Below are 14356 nucleotides of genomic sequence, written 5' to 3'. Positions count from 1 at the left end.
TTTTTAACATAACCATAAAACTGTCCTTACCCATTATATATATAGTTCTCCATTTTGTCCGCAATCTACGGGAAATGAAGAAAAATATACATGAAAGATAAGGACCACTGGGTATATTCTTTTATTTACCTTGTTTTGTAAACTTATTCCTTCGGAAGCTTTTCTTTCACTTTTGAAAGAACGCCATTGATAAAACGGCTTGATTGTTCATCACCGTAAATTTTTGAGATTTCAATCGCCTCATCTAAAATTACATTTTCTGGAACTTCACTTCGTGCAAAGTTTAATTCGTATACTGCGATTCTGAGCAGGTTTCGGTCCACAACAGCCACTCGGTCTAGTGTCCATTTTTCTAAGTTTTCTTTAATCAATTGATCAATCGTATTTTTTTGTTCGACAACTCCTAAAACAAGGCTGTTTAAATAGTCGTCATTCGTTTCGCCATCCAAAACATGTTCGATTGCCGATTCCGGGTCCACATTGCTTACATCGATTTGGAAAAGGGCTTGTAGTGCCTTTTCCCTAGCTGTTCTTCTTTTCATTATACCGTTAACTCCTTTTAGAGACATTGATAAAAGTCTGTTCAATCATGTTCCATTATTTTAGTTTGTCAATCACATAAAAAATATAATAGCATAACTAAAAATGATTCGCACTGTACGAGCAAAATTTTTTAAAATTAAGTTCTGTTGAACTTAGTTGTTGATTTCCGCTCCAGGATGCTCGCTTTCCGCGGGGCGGGCGGTGAGCCTCCTCGGCGCTTTAGCGCCTGTGGGGTCTCACCTGTCCCGCTGCTCCCGCAGGACATTGAATTACATCCTCGAATCCGCCCACGCACGAAGAAAATGCGTTAGCATTTTCGAGGAGTCTAGCACCTTCCGCTCCAATCAACGTTGTTCAAAAATCAGCATTTGCCCCTTTACTCAACCTTAAATTAAAAAACCAAAGGATTTCTCCTTTGGTTTTGGGTATTATAGTTCTTGTTCGATTTCTGGTTCGCTTTTTTGATTTTCAAATTGGATACCAACAACGTGAATGTTGATTTCTTCCGCATCTAAGGCGGTCATATTTAACAAGGCTTGTCGGATATTATCTTGAATCTTTTGTGCAACTGCTGGAATGGACACCCCAAATTTCATCACACAATAGACATCTACTTTGATTCCCGATTCGGTTAATTCGACCTTAACACCTTTTCCATGATTCTTTTTCCCTAACCGTTCTACTACACCTGCGGCAAAGTTTCCTCTCATGGAGGCTACGCCTTCTACCTCTGAAGCAGCAATCCCTGCAATTACTTCAATCACTTCCGGTGCAATTTCCACTTTACCAAGTCCGTTGTTTCCTTGTTCCATCTCCAAGATACTAAACTCACTCATTTTTAGAACACCTCCAGATTTTAGACTGACTTCATCACATCGTGCAATTCTAAAAACTTCGTATTGAACTGGCCTTCTACAAATTTTTCATGTTCAAGAAGTTTTAAATGAAACGGAATTGTCGTATGGATTCCTTCAACAATAAATTCGCTTAAGGCCCGTTTCATTCTTGCAATTGCCTCTTCCCTGGTGTTTCCATATGTGATGACTTTCGCAATCATGGAATCGTAGTAAGGCGGAATTGAATAACCCGGATATGCAGCAGAATCGACCCGAACCCCTAGGCCGCCAGGAGGTAAATACATATGGATTTTTCCTGGAGATGGCATAAAGTTCTTCTCTGGATTTTCTGCATTAATTCGGCATTCAATTGCCCAACCCGTGAAGGTAACATCCTGTTGTTTCAAAGATAATTTTTCTCCGGAAGCTACTCGTATTTGTTCTTTAATGAGATCTGTTCCAGTGACCAATTCAGTTACAGGATGCTCTACCTGTATTCTTGTATTCATTTCCATAAAATAAAATTTTCGATTGCGGTAGTCATATATAAATTCTACCGTGCCTGCACCCGAATAATCAACTGCTTTCGCGGCTTTTACTGCGGCATTACCCATTTCTTCACGAATTTCCCCGTCCAAAGCAGGTGAAGGGGTTTCTTCAAGCAATTTCTGCAGTCTCCGTTGGATCGAACAATCCCTTTCACCCAAATGAATGGTATTGCCATAATTATCTGCAAGCACTTGTATTTCAACATGGCGGAAATCTTCAATATATTTTTCAATATATACACCAGGGTTACCAAATGCTGTTAGGGCTTCCTGCTGGGTGATATTAATTCCCTTAATTAATTCTTGTTCGTTCTTGGCGATACGAATCCCTTTTCCACCGCCCCCGGCTGTTGCTTTAATGATGACCGGATAATTTATCTTTTCTACAAGTTCAAGCGCCTGTTCAATATTCTCGATGATTCCGGTGGAGCCAGGAACAATTGGAACGCCTGCTTCCCGCATAGTTTCTCTGGCGATATCCTTTGTTCCCATTTTTGTGATGGCTTCAGGGCTTGGCCCGACAAAAGTGATGTTGCAATCACGGCAAAGCTCAGCAAAAGCTGCATTTTCAGCAAGAAAACCATAACCAGGGTGAATCGCATCACAGGCAGTTAATTTTGCTACACTTATAATATTTGTAAAGTTTAAATAACTATCTTTTGATGAGGTTGGTCCAATACAATAGGCCTCATCTGCTAATTGAACATGCAGTGCTTCACGGTCTGCTTCGGAAAATACGGCGACTGTTTCAATCCCCATTTCCCTGCAGGCGCGAATAATTCTAACTGCAATTTCTCCTCTGTTTGCAATTAACAGCTTTTTTATCATTTCTGTTACCGCTCCTTATTCAGGCTTTACTAAAAATAATGGCTGTCCATATTCCACTAATTGTCCATCTTTCGCAAGAACTTCGACAATTTCTCCGTTTACTTCTGCTTCAATTTCATTGAATAATTTCATCGCCTCGACGATACAAACAATGGAATCCTTAGAAACCTTTGAACCAGCTTTAACATAGACATCAGCATCTGGTGATGGGGAGGCATAGAAAGTCCCTACCATTGGAGAAGTAATTTTGTGAAGGTTGGAAGTATCCGCTTGAACAGAAGCTTCTGTTACCGGTTCTTGTTTGATTTCTTGCACTGGTGTAACTGGTGCTGCCGGTTGAACAGGCGCAGCTTGAACTGCTTGAGCTGATGGAACTTCAGTATGTACGACTGGTTGAACCGTAGTGACGACAGAAGTCACACTTTTCTTCATTTTAATTTTTGACCCTTCATTTTCATAAACAAATTCATCAATACTAGATTGATCAACTAATTTAATTAACTCACGAATTTCTTGTACCTTTAACATTGAGTAACACTCCTTGTACCACTATATTAAGACTAGCTACTAATACTATACGATACTATCTTATAAAAGTTCAACAATCTATATTTTTTCTCCTTCTTCAATAACCTTCAAATTTATTTTAATCTTTATTTAACTAAAAGTAAAAAAAGGGTGGGAAAGTGGGTGACAGGCACCGCCCGTGGACTTTCCGGCAAAAGTGTCCGCACCAGGTGGACACTCCATAGACCAAAAAGAAGGAAAGCTTTGTACTTTCCTTCTTTGGGGTTGTTTCTTATTTCGTTGGCTGGAATTCGACGGCAACGTAATTGGTATCGCCAATTTCCTTTTTAACCTGTTGGATGATATCGTTTGCTGCAGTTGCTGATGGTTGTTTCTTTGATTTTACTGTCACGCGAACTTGGTTTCCTTCGGCTCTTACCAGAGCATCCTCATATCCCATCGTTTTAATTAATGTTTCCAGAATTTCTTCTTTTTGAGCTGTTTTATTTAATTCTTTCATTTGATCCATTGCTTCACTTCTTTTATCGGCAGGAAGATCTGTACTCGCCATTTGAGCTGTTAAATCTTCTTGTAATTGACTGCGTTCATCTTGCAATTTTAAACGAAGTGCTTCAAATTCATCATCACCAGCAATCTGGGAGATAATGGTCTTATCATCTTTAGCATTTGTTTTTGCTGTTGATTTTGAATTCATTTCTTTTTGATTCATTTGATCTTTTGCTTTTTGTTGTACAGCTGCAAGCTCATTACTATTTTTTTGCTCCGGTGAAGTAATATAATACACCGATAATACAACCACCAAACTTAACATCGTTAATAACCAAACCGTTTGTTTTTTCAAAAGCATGAATAAATCCCCCTCTTATTTTTTTGGCATGACAGCAACTCGGTGGCTTGGAACACCAAGCGCTCTTGTTACTGCTTCAATAATCCATTTTTTCACTTGAATATTTTCTGCACCGCGGGCAACAACAAGGACACCACGAATTTCAGGCTTTTTTGTTTCTGTCACAATTGGAGTTTCTTTTTCGCCGTCTCGGATGATAACAAGCTGTTCATCTGTAGAAGATTCCTGAACCTTTCGTTGTCCACCTTCACGATCGGTTTCTTCTGTTGTTTGCGATTTTGTTACCCTATTCTTTTCAAGCACTCGCTGATCCGTGGAATCAATATTTACAACGACAGTGACATCTTTGACCCCTAGCATATTTTCTAATGCCTTCTTCAACTGATCCTCATATGCTTGTTCATATTCATGGATGGTTTTATTTCCAGTTGATTTCCCCAATCCAAAGGCGGGTACATCACTCGCTGGCTGGTTATCACTTTTCATAGCTGGAACATCCGGTGCAGCTGAGTCCGTTTTAAATAGGACATTCCCAACAAGCATGAAGGCAGCCCCGATACAGAGAACAAGAAGCATATATTGATATTTTCCGGCTTTTTTATCAGTGCTTCCGCCTTTTTTAAGTAAATTCTTTAACCATGATAATGGGCCTTGGTTTTTATCCATTTTTGTTCTTAATCCCCCCTTCAATCGAAACTTCTAGTGATTTCTCTGCAACATCCCATTTTTGAGAAAGAAAGGCAGCAACCTTTGCTGTATCTTCTGCTGAAACATTGGATGAAAGAGGTGTTTCTGTGTTAATGTCCACTTGTTTGATCGCTTCGACTGTCTGTACCGATGTTTCTGGATGCTTCAGAAGAACCGTTATCTTTTGGATGTTTTCAGGGAAGGCTTGGTTACTTTCTTCGTTCGTTGCAATGTCTATGTCTGCAATTGCTAAACCGTAGTTTTCCATCAACTCCTCCTTAACGTCCTTTTTTAATTGGACACGCATCTGTTCTAAAATATATGCATGTTGGGAGTCTTGTATTTCTTTTTTCTTTGAATCTATTAAATTTTTTATATTTTTTTCTCCAGGGGTTTGATTTGATGGGATCGACACAAGCGTTGTTTCAAAGTCCTTGGAGATTAATTTAAAAATGGGGGTAAGGATAATAGCGATTAACAATAATCCCATTACCATCTTTACATACTTTTGCATACTAGAATTGGGAAGAAGCATATCGATTACAGTTGCCAGGAGAACAAATAGAATAATATTTGTTACCCACTCTTTTATAAACTCCATATCGCTTCCCCCCTATCGCATCATCATGGTCAGATTTCCTGCAGCCACAATTACCGTTATACTTAAAAAAAACATTAATGAAACAATACCCAATGCAGCAAAAACATAGATAACACTTTTGCTTATAATATCAAGACAACTGATTATTGGACCGCCGCCTAAGGGCTGTAAAATAGCAGCTGCAAATTTATAAATAAACGCGATCATTAGTATTTTTAGAGCCGGGAATGCGACGATAATTAACAGGATTGCCACACCGGCTATTCCGACCGTATTTTTTAGCAGAGTTGAAGCACTAATGATTGTGTCAGACGCATCAGTAAAAATTCGGCCAATGACAGGGATAAAGTTCCCGGTTATAAACTTTGCTGTTCGTATTGCGACACCATCAGTAACTGCTGCCGATGCCCCTTGTACGGATATAACTCCAAGAAAAACCGTTAAAAAAAGACCCATTAATCCAATACTCCAATTTCGAAGTAGCTGCGCAAGCTGAGTGACCTTATATTGATCCGACATGGTGCTTACAATACTTAGCAATGTCGCTAAGAAAAGAAGCGGAAGAATCACATATTGCATAAACAAGCCACTTGTATTCATTAAAAAAAGGATCACTGGATGAAAAAATGCTGCTGAAACAATCCCGCCTGTAGCGGCAATTAGAGCTAATAGAAGTGGAATCAGTGCCAGTACAAATGAAATCATCGTCCCAATCGCTTCATTTGTATAGTTGATCACAACATGAAAACTATTTAAAGCAAGAATCACCAGGACCATATAAACAATCGCATAAGCTACTTTACTGATGGCACTCTTTTCAAAAGCATTCTGCATGGACTGTAGAAACATACTGAAAACGGTAAGCATGATGATTGATCCGAGGAGCTTTCCGTTGGCAACAAATTCATGAAATGCAAACTTTATAACCCCTTGTCCCCATTGCTTGAAAGAAAATTTTTTCTCTCCTTTGATAAAATCATATAGGCTGCCTTTCTGGCTTTCTGGTAGAAATCCGTCATATTTGGTTTGGATATCTTCCCAGAATTGCTTGAGCTCTGTTAAATCCATTGTTTTCAGCTGGGAATCTACCAATTCTTGAGGTGATAGAGGCGTAGAAGTTTGATTTGTATCCTGTGAGGCTTGGGCAATTGGAACGTTTAAAAAAAAGACTAAGAGAATGATAATCGGAATAATCTGCCACCATTGCTTCATTTAGAATTTCACCTCTGTTTTAAAAAAAATTGGCGTCTTTAGCTGGGTATTAGTTTTATAATGGTTTCGATCATGACAGTTAGAATTGGGATGGCCATAGCAAGGATCAAAATTTTTCCTGCTAATTCAATTTTTGAAGCGATTGCTCCTTGGCCGGCATCCTTTGTAATTTGAGAAGCAAATTCAGCAATGTAGGCAATTCCAATAATTTTAAGAATCGTTTCCACATAGACCAAATTTACATTTGCATTCACGGCAAGCTTTTCAAGCATATGAATAATTTCATAAATCTTATCAATTAAAAATAGGAAAATGGTACAGCCGACAAATACGATTAAGAGAAAGGCAAAATTGGGTTTCTGCTCTTTAATGATTAAGGCAAGAAAGGTTGCCACTAGAGCTAACCCGACTATTTTTACGATTTCAATGGCAGAGCCCCCCTTTCTATTGGAACAAGAAGACAGATTTTATTTTTTGGAAAAGATCATCCACGATGGTTGCCACTTGAAATAAAATATAGATAAAACCAAATAACGTCACCCACTGGGCGTATTCCTTTTTACCAACTTGGTCTAGGACTGTATGCAAAAAGGCAACAACAATCCCTACCCCCGCTATTTTAAAAATAATATCCACTTCTAACCCCATTGCAGCTCCCCCTAGAATAATAAAATGATTAATAATAATCCTGACAGGAATCCCAGGCTTTTTACCATTTTTTCGTATTTTGACTGTCTATCAAGCGCATCTGCTTCTTCTCTCTCTAAATGTGAAAGAGTTAGCATAATATGTTTTTGCTGGGAATAGCGGTCGTGTCGGCCAAGCGTTTCCCCAAATTGCTTCATAATCTCAAATTCACCTTGCTTTAAGGCTGTTGATTTCCATACCTCTTTCAAGCTTGATTCCCAGGCTTCTTTTACAGTTGTCTCCGAGTCCGTAAGTTTCTTTGCGAAGGACTCAAAAAAGCCGGATAAAGGTTTTGTTAGCTGGTCTGAGAGCCTTCTTGCAGCTTCATGCAATGGTGTGTGTCCATACATGATTTCAGCTTCGAGTGATTGCAGACTTGATCTCAGCATTCGAAGCTGCCTTGGCCGTTCACTGAAATTCCGTGCTGCTTCAAAACCTGTCCAAGTGGTTGCAATAATAATGAAAATGGCACCAATAATTTTAATCATTTATGTCACTCTCACTTTTTGAATCAGTTCTTTTCCTTCTCCATCCAATAGATGTGTAACCGTTCCAGGTCCTTCATCCCTGCTAAGGACAATGAAGCGGCGAAAGATTCTTTGCTCAAGTATTCCCTTAAGTGACGGCCTATTTTTTATTTCCTCTAAATTTGTTCCATGGGTGGTCATCATCAGCTTTATTCCAGCATGGACCGCCTCTTGGATTGCCTCCGCATCTTCCTTACGTCCAATTTCATCCACAATTAATACATCCGGACTCATCGAGCGAATCATCATCATCATTCCTTCAGCTTTTGGACAGGCATCCAAAACATCCACACGGTGACCGAATGTCAGCTGAGGAACTCCGTTAACACACCCAGCTATTTCACTTCGTTCGTCCACAATACCTACCTTGTTTGCCTGGATCCCTTTTGAATAAACCCCGGTGGAAATGATTCGGGCAAAATCACGCAGCAAGGTTGTTTTCCCTGTTTGCGGGGCCCCAATCACCATCGTATTCATCCATGTATCCTTATAAATATAGGAAATGAATGGTTCAGCAATCCTCAGCTTCTCCCTGGCAATTCGAATATTAAAAGAAGAAATATCCCTAATTGCCTTTACCCTTCCATCCTCGAGAATGACCTTTCCGGCAAGACCAATACGATGCCCGCCGGACACGGTGATATATCCCCGTTTTAGCTCTTCCTCAAGGGTGTAGATAGAAAAGTGGCTTATTTTATTCATTAAATGGAACGCATCCTCCGGCTGGATCCGATACGATAGGAACTGGGGAGCTCCTTTCGTTGTAATTTCAATCGGTCGATTTATGCGAATTCGGATTTCCTCGAGCTCTTCTTTTTGATTAGGAGGGAGTTTACTGATAAGGTCTGCAATATTTTTTGGTAAAAAATGAAGAATCGTTTCCACAATGTATCCTCCTTGTTGTTGCTTGTCTCATTATTTAAAATGTATGCCTTTTAAAGCGCAATATGACTTTCAAATCAGGCGATTCTTTCAAAATTTCCTTTCATTCTATTTTTTTCAGCCTAAATGATAGACAGTAGGAACCCCTAAGGAATACTTCCTGCGTTGCAACAGTATTTTATAAAAAGAACATAGGAGGGGGAGTCAACAAATGTATCGTTACCAACAACCGGAACGTATAGGTAAAAACCATGTCATTAAAGTTACCGGTGAAGGGGAGCTTGCGGTGCAGCCTGATATGGCCAACGTAAATTTAGGTGTCATGACCGAGAATAAGGTATTGATGGAGGCACAGCAGCAAAATTCAGAGGCGGTTAACAAGTTGATTCAATCACTTTTATCCTTAGGGGTTGCACGAAAAAATCTACAAACCTTTGATTATCGAATTGATTCCGAATATGATTTTGATCAAGGGAAACAAACTTTTCGCGCATATAAAGTGACCTATATACTTAAAGTAAAATTAGAGGATTTAACATCGATTGGCAGGGTAATCGATACCGCCGTTCAAAACGGGGCTAACTATGTAGCAAATGTCCATTTTTCATTAAAAAATCAAGATGGGATTTATCAAAAAGCACTTTCCCTCGCATTAACTAAGGCGATTGAAAAAGCTAAAACCATTGCAAACACGTTAAGGGTAACATTGAATCCAACTCCAATCTCGGTCATTGAAGTCGGAACGCTCCCACCGCCTATTTTGAATCCACAAATGAGCTATGTGAAAGGGATTAGCTCCACTCAATTTGAACCCGGCGAGCTAATAGTCAAAGCAACGATTTCAGCTGAATTCGAATATTAAAAAAGGATGGAATCGGGATATAGTCGATTCCATCCTTTTTTCATTTACTAGTCATACTTTTTAACAAAATTATAAAGCTGCATTTCGGTTACCGGACCATTATAGTGTTCACGGATCACACCTTTTTTGTCAATCACAAAGGTTTCAGGCTGTCCTGTGACGTTATATAATTTTGATATTTTAGCATTGTAATCAAAAATATAGATTGCGGGTGTATTATATTTTTTCAAAAACCTTTTAACCCGGTCGATTGTTTCGCCTCTATTTACCATAATCAATTTATATTGATCACCGTAATCCTTTGCAAAAGCTTCTAGTTCCGGTGCTTCCTCCTTACATGGTGCACACCAGGTTGCAAAGTAATTCAAAACAACCACTTGACCGCGAAAATCAGAAAGCCTTGTATTACTGCCTGTCAAATTTGGCAATTTAAAATTATAGGCTTGATCCCCTACATCTGTATGCTTCGCCTTACTCACTAAACTATAGGCGAAAAACGAAAACATTCCAATTAAAAGGATCAACACGACTGATTTGATGACACGCTGGTTCATCGCATATCCTCCAAATTCGCTTCTTATTTGTCCAGCTGTTTCAAGAACTCGATTTCTTTTTTCAGCTTGCTTTGTTTCTTATCAATCACAAACAAATATGAGAATATGATCACCCAGGCAACCGAATAAGCAGCATACATAAATTCATAATTCATTTTACATTCCTCCTAATTTTCCATGCTTTCTCTTAATTTTTCTTTATATTGATCTACTTTAATTTTCATATTTTCGAGTGTTACGCCTTTGTTTAGTAAATAGGAATAAAGAAGTGTAAACGTCGTAATCGTAACCAACAAAGCTACAAGCATCGTTGGGGCAATCCCCTCTCCTTTTTGAGAAGGACCTTCTCCAAAAACAATTGGATGAAGTTTTGTCTGCCACCAGCGAATCGCAAAGAATACAATCGGAACATCAACAAACCCAATGATTCCGAAAACAGCAGACAGCCTTGCCTTTTTATCCCAGACTCCATCCATATGACGAATCATAATATAGGCAATATATATAAAGAAAAGGATTAACGTCGTAATTAAACGGGGCTCCCATACCCACCAAGTATTCCATGATGATTTTGCCCATATTGGGCCAGTTGTTAATACAATTAGCGTAAACACAATCCCAATTTCTGCGGAAACATAGGCATATGTATCAAAGATTCTTTTCCGCTTGATCAAAAACAATATACTAAACAAAAAGGTGATAAAAAAGGCAAAAAAGGCCACCCAGGCGGAACTTACATGGAAATAAAAGATCTTTTGTGCCGCACCCATTGTTTTCTCTTCCTCCGCATATAAGAAAATAAAATAAAGAGATAAAAGCATTGCAATAACCGTACTGCCAAATAATATTTTAGGTAACCTCGAGTGCTTTGCTTCGTCCAATTGAGGTAATGGAAGCGTGACCTTTTCCCTTTCGAGATTCATACTCATTTCTTAAACCTCCAATATATAATCGATTAATAAAAACGAAACCACGAAGAAAATAATATCGTAAGCTGTGACCATTTGCGTCCATGAAAGTGCACTTGATAATTTGCTCATATCCGTTAAAATAATCCTGGTTGCTTGGGTAACCCCAATTAGGATCGGACTTGTAATCGGAAATAATAATAATGGCAACAACATTTCGCTGCTTCTGGAATTCGCAGCCAAGGCAGCTAAAAAAGTACCAATGGAAATAAACCCAAAGCTGCCGACAAAGATAACGAGAATAAAATAACCGACACTTCCAAGCATTTTGAAATCAAATAATAAGAATAAAAACGGGATGGAAACCAGTTCAACAATTAGAATCATCGTGAAATTTGCGATGAATTTTCCTAAAAAAATACTTGCGGCTTCCATCGGCGCCACCAATAAACCCTGAATCGTATCATTTCGCTGCTCGGAAATAAATGAGCGGTTAAGACCTAAGATACCGGCAAAAACGATAATCACCCAAATAATCCCGGGAATAACAGCTTTGGTTGTATTGTTTGCAGGATCAAAGGCGAAGCTGAAAACCACGATGACAAGTCCGGCAAAAATAATCTGAGTTACTAATATTTGCTTTGTTTTTAATTCTGAGAGTAAATCTTTTTTTGCTAGTAGGAGCGCTGTTCGAAAAAGGTTCATGAGGCTCCCTCCACCTGCAGCTCATATTTTTGAGAAACGATGCTAAGGGACTGATCCTTGATGTGAAAATCATCGACAAGTTTCCCATTTTTCACAATGATAATTCGGTCACAAATTTCAGCAGCTTGTTTAAAATCATGTGTAACCATCAAGGTTGTTGCCCCTTTTTCTTTCATGGAAAGGATTGCTTTGTTTAATATCGTTATCGCCCCTTGATCTAATCCAGTATGCGGCTCATCGAGAAGTAGGATTTCCGGATCATGAATAATCGCTCGGGCAATTGCAATTCTTTGGATCATCCCACGGGAAAAATTCTTTACCGGTTCATTTAAAAAGAAAGACAATCCTACATCTTTTACCAGTTCAACCGCTTTTTTTTCGACCTCTTGCACACCATAAACATTTCCATAGAATACGAGATTTTCCAAAGGCGAGTAATGATCATAAAGCAAGCTTGAATGGGGCAGGTATCCTAATATTTTTTTAATCTCCGTTTGGTTCTTTTTTAAATCCAAACCATTTACTTTGACTATTCCCGATGTGGGTTTTATTAAGGCAGCAAGCACTTTTAACAGAGTACTTTTTCCCGCACCGTTTGGTCCAAGAATGGCTACTGTTTCTCCTTTTTTAATAGAGAGGTCTACTCCACGTAAAATTAATTTGTTGTCCGCTTGCTTAGTAAGTTTTTGTATTTCAATCATTGCAGTCCCCCCAAACTAGAAGCTTACTCTATATATTTCCGTAAACTCAATTTCACTTGGACCAAATGCTGTTTATATGCATTGAGTTTTGCCTGATAATCATCCTCAGACAGGCTTCCATCCCCGAAGGTTTCTTCGAGCTCAAGAATTTTATCCAAAATTGCCTTTTGTTTTGCCATTAACAGCTTAAACGCTTTTTCTTCCTTATCTGCACCAAGCCTTTCCTCTTCCAATCTCGTTTTTCTTTTAAAGTAGGCAAAATAGGAGACTCCTGCGATGATTATGGCAAACAATACGATTAAAAAAAGATGCGGGTTGAAGCGCCTTAGTGCCGATTGCTCCCACATGCGAATATGTCCTGGATTATGAAACGCAGGTGCCGTTCGTGTAACGGATGTTGTTTTAGCGCTATTTTTCTCTGCCGCTGCCGCAGTTCCTTCTGTGGAAGGCTGTTTATCCTTGTTATAAAAAAGCGTAAAGGACTGGTCCACTTTAATTCCTTCGACGCTATAGCCCCAATAGTTTTGATTTTCAAATTTAAAGAGTCCCTGTTCTGTTGCTTCCACACCCTTAAATTCAACACTTCCCATGCCTTCAGGGACTAGGACCTGCATCGTTTGCACAGGATAATCAAACGAAAGGTTAATTCCCTTACCTTTTGTCATCCGATAACTGTAGGGAAGAACCTGAGTTTGATTAGCCAGGATTGGATCCTTTGTAATAAACCCTGTATCCATCTGTTTTATTGCTATTTTACTATCTAAAAAGTTTAAGTCTGTAGCTCCTACCGGCAAGGTTACTTTTAATACTCCTTCACTTTTTCCATCCCCGTTATATTCATGGGCAGTTTCATTCGAATAATTGACCATATTCATCATATTCGTAGAGCCATCTTCTGCAGGGCTTACTACAAGATAATGCATATCAATTGAAATCTTTGAATTGGATGCTGCCATCCCATTTAAGGGAAGAAGCATCAGCAACCCAAGGAAGAAAATGGTGATCTTCTTAATCACTTCCCTTCCCCCTTTTTCTTTTTATAGCTTTTCATCGTTGCTTCAATTTCTCGTTCTATTTCAGCCATTAGCGCTTGATTTATCTTCTGTTCTTCGACATGCTCGTCTTCTTTCATCAACACGGCAATCTGAATCTCGTACTGTTTCTTTAAGTGTTGATAATCGGTTTGCGATATTTTATCCATCTTGTACTCAAACTCTAATTCATTGAGTGTTGTCATCAGTGCTTCTTTCGTCCCAGCTTGTTCTGGTTTTACACTGCCCGGTAAATAAGAATCCCTATTAAAAAGTGGTGATATGGTTAAAAATAAACAGACCAGTAATAATGCAACGGTAAAAATGATTGATATGATTGAGATATCGTGCATTTTGTTCACATCCTAGAGATACTTTTTACGTTCCTCATCAATTATGGAGGAAAGGATTTCTCCTTCAACTTCATCCTTATTTGTTTCAGCCTCAAGGACAGGTTCATCCCCTTCCTTTTTCCTCACCCATTTTCTAATGACGAAAAATAATGAAGCGGCAGCAAGTCCTAACACGACAAAAGGAAGAATCCAGGCAGTCAAGCTAAAACCGCTTTTTTCGGGAGCAGTTAAAATTTCTTCACCGTAGATATTGACGTAATAATCGCGGATTTTATCCTTGTCCCAACCCTTATTCATCATGCCAACTAGATCCTTCTTAAACTCTTTCGTGAGACTGCATGTATTGGGATCGCACTCAAAATGATCCTGTCCACAGCCGCATGTGCAGGAAAATTGTGAAGCTACCGCTTTAAATTCAGCTGATTTATAATCAATGGTTCTGGCATCTACACGAAAGAAGGATGCTTGAAAGATAAAAGCAATGAGGATAAGCCCAATAGAATATTTGTATTTCAT

21 protein-coding genes are annotated in these 14356 nt (G+C 38.9%); 1 reads left to right on the top strand and 20 read right to left on the bottom strand.

Features of this window, described 5'->3' with window-relative positions:
* Positions 1-143 precede the first annotated feature (143 nt).
* The 12 genes from nusB to spoIIIAA all read right to left on the bottom strand — a co-directional run bounded on the left by nusB (position 144) and on the right by spoIIIAA (position 8729).
* Positions 144-542, bottom strand: coding sequence for a transcription antitermination factor NusB (gene nusB / locus M028_RS0102915; protein ID WP_026572565.1), 399 nt, complete (start codon positions 540-542; stop codon positions 144-146).
* Positions 543-971: 429 nt separating this feature from the next.
* Entirely contained in the window at positions 972-1379 is a 408-nt protein-coding gene (locus tag M028_RS0102910) for an Asp23/Gls24 family envelope stress response protein (protein ID WP_026572564.1), read from the bottom strand.
* Between the two features lie 20 nt (positions 1380-1399).
* The gene (gene accC / locus M028_RS0102905; RefSeq protein WP_026572563.1) at positions 1400-2755 is read right to left on the bottom strand and encodes an acetyl-CoA carboxylase biotin carboxylase subunit; all 1356 of its coding nucleotides are present in this window, start codon (positions 2753-2755) and stop codon (positions 1400-1402) included.
* 15 nt (positions 2756-2770) lie between these two features.
* Positions 2771-3283, bottom strand: a complete 513-nt coding sequence (accB, locus tag M028_RS0102900) for an acetyl-CoA carboxylase biotin carboxyl carrier protein (RefSeq protein WP_026572562.1) — start codon at positions 3281-3283, stop codon at positions 2771-2773.
* A gap of 271 nt (positions 3284-3554) precedes the next feature.
* Positions 3555-4130: a SpoIIIAH-like family protein gene (locus M028_RS0102895; protein WP_026572561.1), complete on the bottom strand. Its 576-nt coding sequence runs from the start codon at positions 4128-4130 to the stop codon at positions 3555-3557.
* A gap of 15 nt (positions 4131-4145) precedes the next feature.
* The gene (gene spoIIIAG, locus M028_RS0102890; protein WP_026572560.1) at positions 4146-4796 is read right to left on the bottom strand and encodes a stage III sporulation protein AG; all 651 of its coding nucleotides are present in this window, start codon (positions 4794-4796) and stop codon (positions 4146-4148) included.
* Positions 4789-5418 (bottom strand): stage III sporulation protein AF, encoded by a 630-nt coding sequence (gene spoIIIAF / locus M028_RS0102885; protein WP_026572559.1) that lies wholly within the window; start codon positions 5416-5418, stop codon positions 4789-4791. Before spoIIIAF ends, spoIIIAG begins: the two co-directional genes overlap by 8 nt.
* Positions 5419-5430: 12 nt before the next feature.
* Positions 5431-6630 carry a stage III sporulation protein AE gene (gene spoIIIAE / locus M028_RS0102880; protein ID WP_026572558.1) on the bottom strand — a complete coding sequence of 400 codons (1200 nt, stop codon included), beginning with the start codon at positions 6628-6630 and terminating at the stop codon, positions 5431-5433.
* A 38-nt stretch (positions 6631-6668) separates the two neighbouring features.
* Positions 6669-7058 (bottom strand): stage III sporulation protein AD, encoded by a 390-nt coding sequence (spoIIIAD, locus tag M028_RS0102875; protein WP_197031366.1) that lies wholly within the window; start codon positions 7056-7058, stop codon positions 6669-6671.
* A gap of 16 nt (positions 7059-7074) precedes the next feature.
* A complete protein-coding gene (gene spoIIIAC, locus M028_RS0102870; RefSeq protein WP_026572556.1) occupies positions 7075-7278 on the bottom strand; it encodes a stage III sporulation protein AC in 204 nt (67 codons plus the stop codon).
* Between the two features lie 11 nt (positions 7279-7289).
* Positions 7290-7805, bottom strand: a complete 516-nt coding sequence (gene spoIIIAB / locus M028_RS0102865; protein WP_026572555.1) for a stage III sporulation protein SpoIIIAB — start codon at positions 7803-7805, stop codon at positions 7290-7292.
* A complete protein-coding gene (gene spoIIIAA, locus M028_RS0102860) occupies positions 7806-8729 on the bottom strand; it encodes a stage III sporulation protein AA (protein ID WP_026572554.1) in 924 nt (307 codons plus the stop codon).
* Positions 8730-8937: 208 nt separating this feature from the next.
* On the opposite strand from spoIIIAA, the gene M028_RS0102855 reads away from it, so the two are divergent.
* Positions 8938-9588 (top strand): SIMPL domain-containing protein, encoded by a 651-nt coding sequence (locus M028_RS0102855; RefSeq protein WP_026572553.1) that lies wholly within the window; start codon positions 8938-8940, stop codon positions 9586-9588.
* A gap of 47 nt (positions 9589-9635) precedes the next feature.
* On the opposite strand, the gene M028_RS29315 is transcribed toward M028_RS0102855, so the two are convergent.
* The 8 genes from M028_RS29315 to M028_RS0102815 are packed head-to-tail and all read right to left on the bottom strand — an operon-like array spanning position 9636 to position 14356.
* Complete coding sequence (locus tag M028_RS29315; RefSeq protein ID WP_035423621.1) at positions 9636-10142, bottom strand: TlpA family protein disulfide reductase; 507 nt, start codon at positions 10140-10142, stop codon at positions 9636-9638.
* A gap of 23 nt (positions 10143-10165) precedes the next feature.
* Positions 10166-10297, bottom strand: coding sequence for a CcmD family protein (locus M028_RS31840; RefSeq protein WP_081810626.1), 132 nt, complete (start codon positions 10295-10297; stop codon positions 10166-10168).
* Between the two features lie 12 nt (positions 10298-10309).
* Positions 10310-11071, bottom strand: a complete 762-nt coding sequence (locus M028_RS0102840; RefSeq protein WP_026572552.1) for a cytochrome c biogenesis protein — start codon at positions 11069-11071, stop codon at positions 10310-10312.
* Between the two features lie 3 nt (positions 11072-11074).
* Positions 11075-11755 (bottom strand): heme exporter protein CcmB, encoded by a 681-nt coding sequence (locus tag M028_RS0102835; RefSeq protein WP_026572551.1) that lies wholly within the window; start codon positions 11753-11755, stop codon positions 11075-11077.
* Positions 11752-12456: a heme ABC exporter ATP-binding protein CcmA gene (gene ccmA, locus M028_RS0102830; protein ID WP_026572550.1), complete on the bottom strand. Its 705-nt coding sequence runs from the start codon at positions 12454-12456 to the stop codon at positions 11752-11754. The genes M028_RS0102835 and ccmA overlap by 4 nt, the downstream gene beginning before the upstream one ends.
* Before the next feature lie 23 nt (positions 12457-12479).
* Entirely contained in the window at positions 12480-13472 is a 993-nt protein-coding gene (locus M028_RS0102825; protein ID WP_026572549.1) for a hypothetical protein, read from the bottom strand.
* Positions 13469-13840, bottom strand: a complete 372-nt coding sequence (locus M028_RS0102820) for a hypothetical protein (protein ID WP_026572548.1) — start codon at positions 13838-13840, stop codon at positions 13469-13471. Before M028_RS0102820 ends, M028_RS0102825 begins: the two co-directional genes overlap by 4 nt.
* 12 nt (positions 13841-13852) lie before the next feature.
* On the bottom strand, positions 13853-14356 hold the full coding sequence (locus M028_RS0102815) for a cytochrome c-type biogenesis protein (RefSeq protein ID WP_026572547.1): 504 nt from the start codon (positions 14354-14356) through the stop codon (positions 13853-13855).

Origin of the sequence: Bacillus sp. UNC438CL73TsuS30, from assembly GCF_000482325.1 — a bacterium.
Taxonomy (GTDB): Bacteria; Bacillota; Bacilli; order Bacillales; family Cytobacillaceae; genus Neobacillus.
Note: the sequence above shows the minus strand (reverse complement) of the source record. Positions and strands in the feature narration are given on the sequence as shown.

Coding starts and splice junctions, on each gene's coding strand:
- spoIIIAB (WP_026572555.1), bottom strand. CDS start 7,805: ATGATTAAAATTATTGGTGCCATTTTCATTATTATTGCAACCACTTGG.
- M028_RS0102840 (WP_026572552.1), bottom strand. CDS start 11,071: ATGAGTATGAATCTCGAAAGGGAAAAGGTCACGCTTCCATTACCTCAA.
- M028_RS31840 (WP_081810626.1), bottom strand. CDS start 10,297: ATGAATTATGAATTTATGTATGCTGCTTATTCGGTTGCCTGGGTGATC.
- accB (WP_026572562.1), bottom strand. CDS start 3,283: ATGTTAAAGGTACAAGAAATTCGTGAGTTAATTAAATTAGTTGATCAA.
- M028_RS0102820 (WP_026572548.1), bottom strand. CDS start 13,840: ATGCACGATATCTCAATCATATCAATCATTTTTACCGTTGCATTATTA.
- spoIIIAF (WP_026572559.1), bottom strand. CDS start 5,418: ATGGAGTTTATAAAAGAGTGGGTAACAAATATTATTCTATTTGTTCTC.
- accC (WP_026572563.1), bottom strand. CDS start 2,755: ATGATAAAAAAGCTGTTAATTGCAAACAGAGGAGAAATTGCAGTTAGA.
- nusB (WP_026572565.1), bottom strand. CDS start 542: ATGAAAAGAAGAACAGCTAGGGAAAAGGCACTACAAGCCCTTTTCCAA.
- M028_RS0102835 (WP_026572551.1), bottom strand. CDS start 11,755: ATGAACCTTTTTCGAACAGCGCTCCTACTAGCAAAAAAAGATTTACTC.
- M028_RS0102895 (WP_026572561.1), bottom strand. CDS start 4,130: ATGCTTTTGAAAAAACAAACGGTTTGGTTATTAACGATGTTAAGTTTG.
- M028_RS0102855 (WP_026572553.1), top strand. CDS start 8,938: ATGTATCGTTACCAACAACCGGAACGTATAGGTAAAAACCATGTCATT.
- ccmA (WP_026572550.1), bottom strand. CDS start 12,456: ATGATTGAAATACAAAAACTTACTAAGCAAGCGGACAACAAATTAATT.
- spoIIIAE (WP_026572558.1), bottom strand. CDS start 6,630: ATGAAGCAATGGTGGCAGATTATTCCGATTATCATTCTCTTAGTCTTT.
- M028_RS0102815 (WP_026572547.1), bottom strand. CDS start 14,356: ATGAAATACAAATATTCTATTGGGCTTATCCTCATTGCTTTTATCTTT.
- M028_RS0102910 (WP_026572564.1), bottom strand. CDS start 1,379: ATGAGTGAGTTTAGTATCTTGGAGATGGAACAAGGAAACAACGGACTT.
- spoIIIAC (WP_026572556.1), bottom strand. CDS start 7,278: ATGGGGTTAGAAGTGGATATTATTTTTAAAATAGCGGGGGTAGGGATT.
- M028_RS29315 (WP_035423621.1), bottom strand. CDS start 10,142: ATGAACCAGCGTGTCATCAAATCAGTCGTGTTGATCCTTTTAATTGGA.
- spoIIIAG (WP_026572560.1), bottom strand. CDS start 4,796: ATGGATAAAAACCAAGGCCCATTATCATGGTTAAAGAATTTACTTAAA.